The sequence below is a fragment of the Phocaeicola sp. ICN-14070 genome, from assembly GCF_037892625.1.
GTDB classification, from domain to species: Bacteria; Bacteroidota; Bacteroidia; order Bacteroidales; family Bacteroidaceae; genus Phocaeicola; species Phocaeicola plebeius.
In genome coordinates, this window is the sequence record NZ_JBBKBF010000043.1 from 25,357 (window position 1) to 34,524 (window position 9,168).

Genomic DNA, 9,168 nt, shown 5'->3' on the forward strand with positions numbered 1-9,168 from the left:
GAAAAAGACAAGAAAGTAACCGGATGAAGGAATCGGTACGGATTATACGCTTTGCAATAGTAGGAACGCTCAATGCCCTGATTGCAGCTTTCGTGGTATGGCTGTTGATGCACATCGAGGGCGAGAGTTATATTATAGCCAATATATGCGCATACATCGTAGCACAGATACACAACTTTATCTGGTGTAAATACTGGATTTTTCCGCTTGAAACAGATGACAAAAAAAATAGCATCTGGCATCAGATGCTATTTTTTATTGGTGCTTTCGCACTGGCTTATAGTGCGCAGTTCCTTTTTCTTCTTATACTCGTGGAGCTTCTTCACTGCAATGAATACCTGGCACAGTTCCTCGGACTCTTTGTCTACGGTGCCGTCAATTTCATTTGCAATCGCCGCCTGACTTTCCGCTAGGCCATCTTCATCAGATTTTCTTCTTCAATGTACTGAAGTTTCTTTTCCAGTATCACTTCACGCGTTTTCTCCGTGTTGTCGGTACGGAATACCAGTATACCTTTTCCTCCCAGCAAGAAGGAATAGAGGTAGGAGATACCTATGCCTGTTTCGCTGAAACTGCGGATGGCATCGGCAGCCCGTCCCGGCTCATTATCCAGACTGATAGCAAACACTTCGGATACGTTGGCTGAAATGCCCGCATCCTTCAGTACCTCGTAGGCACGCAATGGTTCAGAACAAATAATACGGTAGATACCGTACTCTACGGTATCGGATATGGTAGAAGCAATCAACTGGATATGCGCTTCTTTCAGTAGTTCAAGCACCTGAAGCAGTGTGCCCGACTTGTTTTCTACAAAAACAGATAGTTGATGTATGGTCATATTCTTTTATTTTTAAATCAATGTTTTTCGTAAATCTTTTACGCGCACGGCTTTTCCTTCCTGTACGGGCAGGCTTCCTTTAGGCACCAGTTTCACGCGCGGGGTAATCAGGATTTCGTCTTTCAACTGTCGGGTAATTTCCTTAGTCAGGTTCTGAAGGAATCCATAGTCATCGGTAAAGTCATTTAATTCTACTTCTACCGTCATCTCATCGTTCGCATCAAGGTTGGTCAGCGTAATAAGGTACTCATTGCCCAGTTCCTTGAACTGCAGCAAGATGTTCTCAATCTGAATCGGGAAAATATTGACACCCTTGAGAATCATCATGTCGTCACTACGGCCTTTCATTCGGTCAAGACGCTTGTGATGGCGTCCGCAAGGACAATCGCCTGGAAGGATACGGGTCAGATCACGCGTACGGTAACGCAGCAACGGCATTGCTTCACGGTTGATGGTGGTGAGCACCAGTTCGCCCACTTCGCCTTCGGGTACTGGTTCCAGTGTGACAGGGTCCACAATTTCTACGATATAATAATCCTCCCAAATGTGGAGTCCGTTCTGTTCCATGCATTCAAAAGCTACCCCCGGGCCACACATTTCCGACATACCGAAAGAGTTGTAGGCTTTCACGCCCAGCATCTGTTCAATACGGCGACGCTGTTCGTCAGAATGCGGTTCGGCTCCGATAATCAAAGTCTTCAGATGGGTATCGCGGCGCGGGTCGATGTGCATCTCTTCCATCACTTCGTACAAACGGCCGGCATAACTCGGGATGGCATGAAGAGCGGTGGTACCAAAGTCGGTGATAAACTTAATCTGCCGCTTGGTATTGCCGGCAGCAGCTGGAACAGTCAGCATACCTAGACGTTCGGCACCATACTGGAAGCCCAGTCCTCCGGTAAACATACCGTAGCCGGAAGAGTTCTGAAAAATATCTCCCTTACGCAGTCCCACCATATACAGACAGCGCGCCACGGCATTGGCCCATTCTTCCAAATCGTGCTGTGTGTGCAGAATCACGGTAGGAGTTCCTGTGGTACCACTGGAAGAATGAAGACGGACTACCTCTTCCAAAGGCACGGCAGAAAGCCCGAACGGATAATGGTCGCGCAAATCCTGTTTGGTAGTGAAAGGGATTTTCTGTAAATCCTCCAGTGACTGTATATCTTCCGGTTTGATGCCGCATTGCTGAAAGCGTTCCTTGTAGAACGGAGAATGCATACAACGGTTGATGGTTGCTTTCAACCGTTTCAACTGAAGTTTCTCAATGTCCGGTCTCGACAAGGTTTCCACTTCAGGATGCAAGTACATTTGGTCGTTTTTCATATTATTTTTCGTTGTTTGATGCACAAATATAGAAATAATAAACTAAAACCAAACAAAAACTTTCATCTTTCTTTTAAGACTGCTCAAATGATTCAAAATTTGTCAGGATAGCTACCGTACATGTATCCTCCCTATGCGGAAAAACAGGGAATACCATTTCCGATCCTATATGAAAAGAGCCACTGCAAATCCCTCTTTTACGAAGAAATGCAGTGGCTCTTCTTATTTTCTATGTCAAGCCAACGTGACTTTAAAGACTTTATTCAAAGCTTCCGTAACGTGTAGGTAGCAACTTACGGTCGCCCAATGTATTATCGATACGTGCTACGTTAATCCAGAATTTGTTGTCTCTTACACTCTGAATCGGATAAGCCGCCTTAGCTCGACCATAAGGATGAGTCCAAGCATCTCCCACAATCTCGTACTCCGGATGAGGAGCATTCACCAATACGTTGTCTTCTTTGTCGGCCTTTCCAGTCTCAATCTCTGCAATTTCTTCACGGATATGTACCATGACATCCACAAAGTTGTCCAATTCTGCCAGACTTTCACTTTCCGTCGGTTCAATCATCAGCGTACCGTGTACAGGGAAGGAGAGGGTAGGTGCATGGTAACCGTAGTCCATCAGACGCTTGGAAATATCATTTTCCGAGATTCCGCTTTCTTCGTGTATCTTCCGGCATTCCAGAATCATCTCATGACCTACGAAACCGTTCTTTCCGCGGTATACCACTCCATACGTATCTTTCAGGCAAGCGGCCAGGTAGTTGGCATTCAGAATAGCTGTCTGAGTCGCTCTTCTCAGACCTTCTGCCCCCATCATGCAGATGTAGCCGTAAGTAATCGGCAGGATACCGGCACTTCCGTAAGGAGCAGCAGAGACCTCATTCTGCGGATTGCCCGTGCTGACATGCCCCGGAAGGAAAGGCACCAGATGCTCGGCCACACAAATCGGACCTACACCCGGACCGCCACCACCGTGGGGGCTCGCGAATGTCTTATGCAAGTTCAGGTGACACACGTCTGCTCCGATAGTACCCGGATTGGTCAGTCCCACCTGTCCGTTCATGTTGGCTCCGTCCATATAAACCTGTGCACCGCACGCATGGATAATCTCACATATCTCCTTGATTTCTTCCTCAAAAATACCATGAGTAGACGGATAAGTAATCATCAAAGCTGCCAGTTCATCCTTATGTGCTTCAGCCTTCGCACGCAAATCTTCCAAATCCACGTTTCCATTCTCATCGCAAGCACACGTCAGCGGTTCGTAACCTGCCTGTACAGCCGAAGCCGGATTGGTGCCATGTGCCGAGGCCGGAATCAATACCAATCGGCGGTTACCCTGTCCGATGCTTTCCTGGTAACTTCTAATCACACGCAAGCCCGTATATTCACCTGCTGCACCGGAGTTCGGCTGGAGAGATACGCCTGCAAAACCTGTAATCGTCTTTAGCTGTTCCGAGAGATTGTGAATCAAAGCCTGGTATCCCGCAGCTTGGTCTTCCGGAACCAACGGGTGAAGGTTCATCCAGGCCGCATTGCTAAGAGGCAACATTTCGGATGCCGCATTCAGTTTCATGGTACAAGAGCCCAATGAAATCATGGAATGAGCCAACGAGATATCTTTCCGTTCCAGACGTTTGATGTAACGCATCATTTCCGTTTCGGTGTGATACTTCTGGAAGACTTCGTGAGTGAGGTACGTGCTCAGACGCTGGAACTGTGCGGCTACAGGAGCTTTTTCCGGTATGGCACAGACATCATGCATCGGTTCTTCTGCCGCTACGGCAAACAGATTCAGAATCAGCGTAGCATCTGCCTGCGTAGTAGTTTCATCGACACTGATACCCACATCGCCATTATCAAAATAGCGCAGATTGATTTCCTTGCTCAAGGCAATGGTGCGCACTTCCTGAATGGTTACGTTGTCCGGCAACTGTATTCTCAGTGTGTCAAAGAAATTTTCGTTCTGCAATTTATATCCCAACTTCGTGAGCTGTTCTGCCAGCCAGAAAGCCACGGCATGCACATGATTGGCTATCTCCTTTATGCCGTCAGGTCCGTGATAAACGGCATAGAATCCGGCCATGGTAGCCAGCAGCGCCTGTGCCGTACAGATATTGGAAGTAGCCTTTTCACGCTTGATATGCTGCTCGCGAGTCTGCAATGCCATACGGTAACACAGATGACCGTATTTGTCTTTTGACAGACCGATGATACGTCCCGGCATATTTCGTTTGTATTCATCACGTGTAGCGAAATAAGCCGCAGAAGGTCCTCCATAGAATATCGGTGTGCCCAGACGCTGTGAACTACCGAAAGCGATGTCGGCTCCCCATTCACCGGGAGGAACCAGTAGGGCAAGCGACAGGATATCGGCTGCTACGGCCACCTTACATCCGGCAGCATGTGCCTGTTCGGCAAATTCCCGATAGTCTTCTATACTTCCGCTGTTATTCGGATACTGCACGATGCAACCGAAAATATCCGGCGTAAAAGTCAGGTCCTTGTAACTGCCTACCTTTACTACCATTCCCTGCGGAATGGCCCGGGTACGAATAACTGCCAGCGTCTGAGGGAATATTTCTTCATCTACAAACAGCACGTTGGCCTGTGCTTTCTGTTGTGCACGGCTTCTCAGTCCGTACATCATCGTAGCCGCTTCCGCCGCAGCCGTCGCTTCATCCAGCAGAGAACAGTTGGCCAGCGGAAGGGCAGTCAGATCGCTGATTACCGTTTGAAAGTTCAGCAACGCTTCCAGTCGTCCCTGGGAAATTTCAGCCTGATAGGGCGTATAGGAAGTGTACCAAACCGGATTTTCAAATACGTTACGCTGAACAACTGCCGGAGTCACCGTGTCATACCACCCACATCCGATATACGTCTTATATAGCTTGTTCTGGGCTGCCAGTTTGCCGATGTGCTCGGCAAATTCACGTTCCGTCATGGCAGCTCCCAGTTTCAAAGGTTCTTTTAGCAGGATATTGGCAGGAATGGTTTTCTCTATCAGTTCATCCAGACTGCTTACTCCAATTTTTTTCAGCATCAGCGGAAGTTCCTCTTCCCCGATGCCGATGTGTCTGTTTGAAAATGTCGTTGTTTTCATGATTATTAAGGTAAGATTTATGGTTTTCAAGCAAAAGAATAACGCATCAGCGGAAGAAAGGATTGTTCATCTTTTCATAGCCGATGGTAGTGGGATTTCCATGCCCCGGATACACCATTGTCTCGTCAGGGAGTGTCAGCAAACGTGCCACGATGCTTTCCCTCAACTGGTCAAAGTTTCCGCCTTCCAGGTCTGCACGCCCGATGCTGCCCCGGAACAATACATCACCGCTGAACATGCAGTGCTGTGCTTCACAATAGAACACCATGCTTCCGGGAGAATGGCCAGGCACGGCAAGCGCCTTCAGTTCTATATTTCCTATTTTTATCAGGTCGCCGTCATGCACGTAGCTGCCCAGTGCAGGAGGTTCCTCGTTCAGAGGGAAACCGAACATGCGGCAATACTCTGCTGTTCTCGGCAACAGAAATTCATCTTCCTTTCCGGCTTCGGCACTGACTCCAAACTCTCTGAGCATAAACGCGTTGCCGAAGATATGATCCAGGTGCAAATGCGTATTCAGCAAATGCGTCACCGTAAGTCCGTTTTCTGCAATGAACTTCTTCAATGTCTGCTGCTCTTCCTGATAATAGCATCCGGCATCAATTACAGCTGCCTGCAGCGTTTCCTCGTCCCACACCACATAGCAGTTGACCGGAAACATATTGAATTCAAATGTCTTAATTTTCATATCGATTATCCGTTGATTGTGACATAAACCACTTTCTTGGTCTCAAAAAATTCCTCTTCAAAATAATCCTTCAAATCATACATAAGTGTCTGATGCTTTACAGGCATGACTTCCCGTTCCAGTTCACCGCCTTTCAGGCAAATCAGTCCGTTGGGGAGGGCATTGTGCTGTTCCTTCTTGATATTCTTGCGGATGATTTTCAGCAAGTCGGTCAGCGGCATGACGGCCCTGCTTACCACGAAGTCAAACAATTGCTTTTCTTCCTCCGCACGGCAATGACGGGTAGTGACGTTCTTCAAGCCGATGGCATTGGCTATTTCAGTAGCCACCTTCACTTTCTTGCCGATACTGTCCACCAGATGGAAATGTGTTTCCGGAAAGAGAATAGCCAGCGGAATTCCAGGGAAACCACCGCCGGTACCCAAGTCCATCACAGCCGTTTCCGGACGGAACTGCATGACCTTGGCAATACCCAGTGAGTGCAGCACATGATGCTCATACAGGTTGGTAATGTCTTTTCGCGAAATCACGTTGATTTTGCTGTTCCAGTCAGTATATAGGTCATACAAAGCCGCAAATTGCTGTTGCTGAACCTCGCTCAGGTTCGGAAAATATTTTAAGATAATGTCCATGTACGATTATTTCTTGATTAAATAAGTATTGATTTCTTCATAGGGAACCGTCAATTGGAAACGTCCCATGTAATAAGGTGCAATGTCGTAGGTGTTATAAAGGAATGTCACTCCCTCTTTTTCGAGCAGGAAGTTATCGGGCACATACAAGTCCGTGTCCAACAAGATACCTACCGCCTGAAGTCCCTCTACACAGGTCAGCGTATCTGTCTCCAGCTTTTTATTGGCTTCTGACAGCAGTTTGTCCAGAATCAGCCGACAGATATCCTCTTCAGTTCCTTTGGCAAACACTTCGCTCTTGTCCAGCTTTTTCCCATTGGCCGCATCAATGTTAACCCACTGTGCCCATGTGTTGGGATGTGCGCCTCCGGTATATTGGAAAGTAGTGACGGCATAATTCCATATACTGTCTTTACCTTCTTGCAGTTCCGAATTTATCTCATATTCGTAGTTATACCAGTTAGGAATTTCATCGGGCTTCATTCCGTTCTTCAAGTCGGTATGATAACTTCCCTGCACATCCTTCAGGTAATCACCTGCCAGGCTTTCCTTGATAGACGAGACAAAGGCCTGTGGAGAAGCTGCTCCGGCATGTGCACTTGAAAAAGCATCTTCCAGCACCTGATTGATTACCTGCGTCAGCGAATCGTTCTTATCGGCCGACTTTAAATATTTAAAATTGATTTTTATCTGGCATTTAGGTGATTCCGTATTGGCTTCATCCAGATACACAGTCGTATCCATAGGAATGGAATCCACTGAAACTTCGTTTCCTCCGGCTGTCCCGTTTCCGATACACCCCGGTAGCATCATGGTGGAAAACAAGCCACACACGACAGAGGGGAATAAGCCTCTTTGTATTTTTTTCATCATGTTCAGACGTTTTTCTCAAAAAAATGATTTCTCTGTCTACAAATATAGCATAACTTCCCGAATTGCGATGTAAAAAGGAATTCTTTTTGTAAATCTTTGCCATTCACACCAAAAAATTTTTTCTTTGCAAAATGTAACCTTTTAAGAATTGAATGCCATGATTACAATAGAAAACTGGGGACTCATCTCTTATTCTGAAGCTTGGGAACGACAAACTGCTCTTTTTGATGAACTCATTGATGCCAAGCTGAACGGGAAGCCTTATACCAACCGGATTATTTTCTGCCAGCATCCGCATGTCTACACCCTGGGCAAGCACGGAAAGGCGGCCAATATGCTGTTGAACCCCACACAGTTACAGACCATTCATGCCGAACTGTTTCAGGTGGACAGGGGAGGAGACATTACTTATCACGGACCGGGACAATGGGTGTGTTATCCGATTCTGAACCTGGAAGATTTTCACTTGGGTTTGAAGGAATACCTGCACCTGTTAGAGGAAGCGGTGATCCGCGTGTGCCGGACCTACGGCATAGAAGTCGACAGAGTGCACGGGGCTACTGGCGTCTGGCTGGCTACGGGTACGCCCGAAGAACGTAAAATCTGTGCCATGGGGGTAAGAAGCAGCCATTTCGTTACGATGCACGGTCTTGCCCTGAACGTCAATACAGATTTAAGGTATTTCAGTTACATTCATCCCTGTGGGTTTATAGACAAGGGAGTCACTTCACTACAGGCTGAGTTACGGCAAGAAGTCCCGATGGATGAAGTGAGAGACAGACTGGAGCAACTGATTCTGGAATTATTAAAAGAAACGGCCTGACGTATTCGTCAAGCCGTTTTCTTTTTCCTTATTGCCGACTGGCAAAATAAGCTTTTATCTGTTCGTTGATTTGCTGCATACCTTTTATGGAAGGATGCCCTCCCTGCTTGTCGATTCCTTTCAGTTCGATGCAAGGCACGTGATAGTGTGCGCAGATGGTCTTTACAGACTCATTGATTTCCGATTTCAGGTCGCAGTTCAACAGAAAATAAATCTCCACGTTGGGATAACGGTACTGCATGTGTTCCAGCATATAAGCCATGGCCGGACGGAAGCTGTACAAATCTTTTTTCGTCCAGTTTTCATACTGGTATTCACCGATGGGAGCCCCGGCCCAGCTGTCGTTCGTTGCTCCAAAAATGAAAATGAGGTCCGGACACCCCAGGTTGTTCATTCGTGTCACAAACGAGCGGTCGGAATAATCCTCTTTCCGGTAACCGGTGTGGCAGATGGTTGCACCCGAGAAAGAATTGTTTACGCACAGACGGTATCCGCTTTCCTTAATAAACTTATACCACCAGGTCTGGTCTACAGAACGGACATCGTTGTTTTTCCGCGGCTGCTGAAAGTACCACACGGCATTGGTATCAGGCTGAAGGTAATTCTCGAAAGTAGAGTACGAATCTCCTAAAATAGAAACAGCCTTCCGGGTCTGCGAAAATCCCATGGTGCAGACCAAAAGGAAGGAAAATAGCATTGCATACGTTTTTTTCATGATGTGTCATTTAAAGTTTCTACAAATGTACGTGATAAAAAACAAAACAAACAGAAAAAAGTGATACAAAAATGGGGCATTTTGTCAGTATACAAGTAATTGGGGTATAATTATCCGTAATATGTATATCGTGTTTTCCGAAAAATCAGGATATTTTTGTAAAA

At 46.7% G+C, this 9,168-nt stretch carries 9 protein-coding genes; 2 read left to right on the forward strand and 7 right to left on the reverse strand.

Annotated elements, in window-relative coordinates; translation table 11 throughout:
- Window positions 1–23: 23 nt before the first annotated feature.
- Window positions 24–413 (forward strand): GtrA family protein, encoded by a 390-nt coding sequence (locus WKT20_RS11925; protein WP_118166101.1) that lies wholly within the window; start codon window positions 24–26, stop codon window positions 411–413.
- Here WKT20_RS11925 and WKT20_RS11930 read toward each other — a convergent pair.
- From WKT20_RS11930 to WKT20_RS11955, 6 genes are all read right to left on the reverse strand, one after another.
- Window positions 410–838, reverse strand: a complete 429-nt coding sequence (locus WKT20_RS11930; protein WP_007558483.1) for an amino acid-binding protein — start codon at window positions 836–838, stop codon at window positions 410–412. The genes WKT20_RS11925 and WKT20_RS11930 overlap by 4 nt on opposite strands.
- Window positions 839–850: 12 nt before the next feature.
- Complete coding sequence (locus tag WKT20_RS11935; RefSeq protein ID WP_117701890.1) at window positions 851–2,149, reverse strand: phenylacetate--CoA ligase family protein; 1,299 nt, start codon at window positions 2,147–2,149, stop codon at window positions 851–853.
- Between the two features lie 274 nt (window positions 2,150–2,423).
- On the reverse strand, window positions 2,424–5,273 hold the full coding sequence (gene gcvP, locus WKT20_RS11940) for an aminomethyl-transferring glycine dehydrogenase (protein ID WP_340417419.1): 2,850 nt from the start codon (window positions 5,271–5,273) through the stop codon (window positions 2,424–2,426).
- A gap of 46 nt (window positions 5,274–5,319) precedes the next feature.
- Window positions 5,320–5,961, reverse strand: coding sequence for an MBL fold metallo-hydrolase (locus WKT20_RS11945; protein ID WP_007558477.1), 642 nt, complete (start codon window positions 5,959–5,961; stop codon window positions 5,320–5,322).
- Between the two features lie 5 nt (window positions 5,962–5,966).
- The gene (gene rsmG, locus WKT20_RS11950) at window positions 5,967–6,593 is read right to left on the reverse strand and encodes a 16S rRNA (guanine(527)-N(7))-methyltransferase RsmG (protein ID WP_117701836.1); all 627 of its coding nucleotides are present in this window, start codon (window positions 6,591–6,593) and stop codon (window positions 5,967–5,969) included.
- 6 nt (window positions 6,594–6,599) lie between these two features.
- Window positions 6,600–7,466: a DUF3298 and DUF4163 domain-containing protein gene (locus WKT20_RS11955; RefSeq protein WP_340417420.1), complete on the reverse strand. Its 867-nt coding sequence runs from the start codon at window positions 7,464–7,466 to the stop codon at window positions 6,600–6,602.
- 157 nt (window positions 7,467–7,623) lie between these two features.
- On the opposite strand from WKT20_RS11955, the gene lipB reads away from it, so the two are divergent.
- Window positions 7,624–8,289, forward strand: a complete 666-nt coding sequence (gene lipB / locus WKT20_RS11960; RefSeq protein ID WP_118244482.1) for a lipoyl(octanoyl) transferase LipB — start codon at window positions 7,624–7,626, stop codon at window positions 8,287–8,289.
- A 28-nt stretch (window positions 8,290–8,317) separates the two neighbouring features.
- Here lipB and WKT20_RS11965 read toward each other — a convergent pair whose 3' ends face one another.
- Window positions 8,318–9,004: an SGNH/GDSL hydrolase family protein gene (locus WKT20_RS11965; protein WP_340417421.1), complete on the reverse strand. Its 687-nt coding sequence runs from the start codon at window positions 9,002–9,004 to the stop codon at window positions 8,318–8,320.
- Window positions 9,005–9,168: the final 164 nt, after the last annotated feature.

What these genes read in the sequence shown, in the direction of transcription:
- WKT20_RS11935 (WP_117701890.1), bottom strand. Translation starts at nt 2,149, where the DNA reads ATGTACTTGCATCCTGAAGTGGAAACCTTGTCGAGACCGGACATTGAG.
- rsmG (WP_117701836.1), bottom strand. Translation starts at nt 6,593, where the DNA reads ATGGACATTATCTTAAAATATTTTCCGAACCTGAGCGAGGTTCAGCAA.
- WKT20_RS11925 (WP_118166101.1), top strand. Translation starts at nt 24, where the DNA reads ATGAAGGAATCGGTACGGATTATACGCTTTGCAATAGTAGGAACGCTC.
- gcvP (WP_340417419.1), bottom strand. Translation starts at nt 5,273, where the DNA reads ATGAAAACAACGACATTTTCAAACAGACACATCGGCATCGGGGAAGAG.
- lipB (WP_118244482.1), top strand. Translation starts at nt 7,624, where the DNA reads ATGATTACAATAGAAAACTGGGGACTCATCTCTTATTCTGAAGCTTGG.
- WKT20_RS11965 (WP_340417421.1), bottom strand. Translation starts at nt 9,004, where the DNA reads ATGAAAAAAACGTATGCAATGCTATTTTCCTTCCTTTTGGTCTGCACC.
- WKT20_RS11945 (WP_007558477.1), bottom strand. Translation starts at nt 5,961, where the DNA reads ATGAAAATTAAGACATTTGAATTCAATATGTTTCCGGTCAACTGCTAT.
- WKT20_RS11930 (WP_007558483.1), bottom strand. Translation starts at nt 838, where the DNA reads ATGACCATACATCAACTATCTGTTTTTGTAGAAAACAAGTCGGGCACA.
- WKT20_RS11955 (WP_340417420.1), bottom strand. Translation starts at nt 7,466, where the DNA reads ATGATGAAAAAAATACAAAGAGGCTTATTCCCCTCTGTCGTGTGTGGC.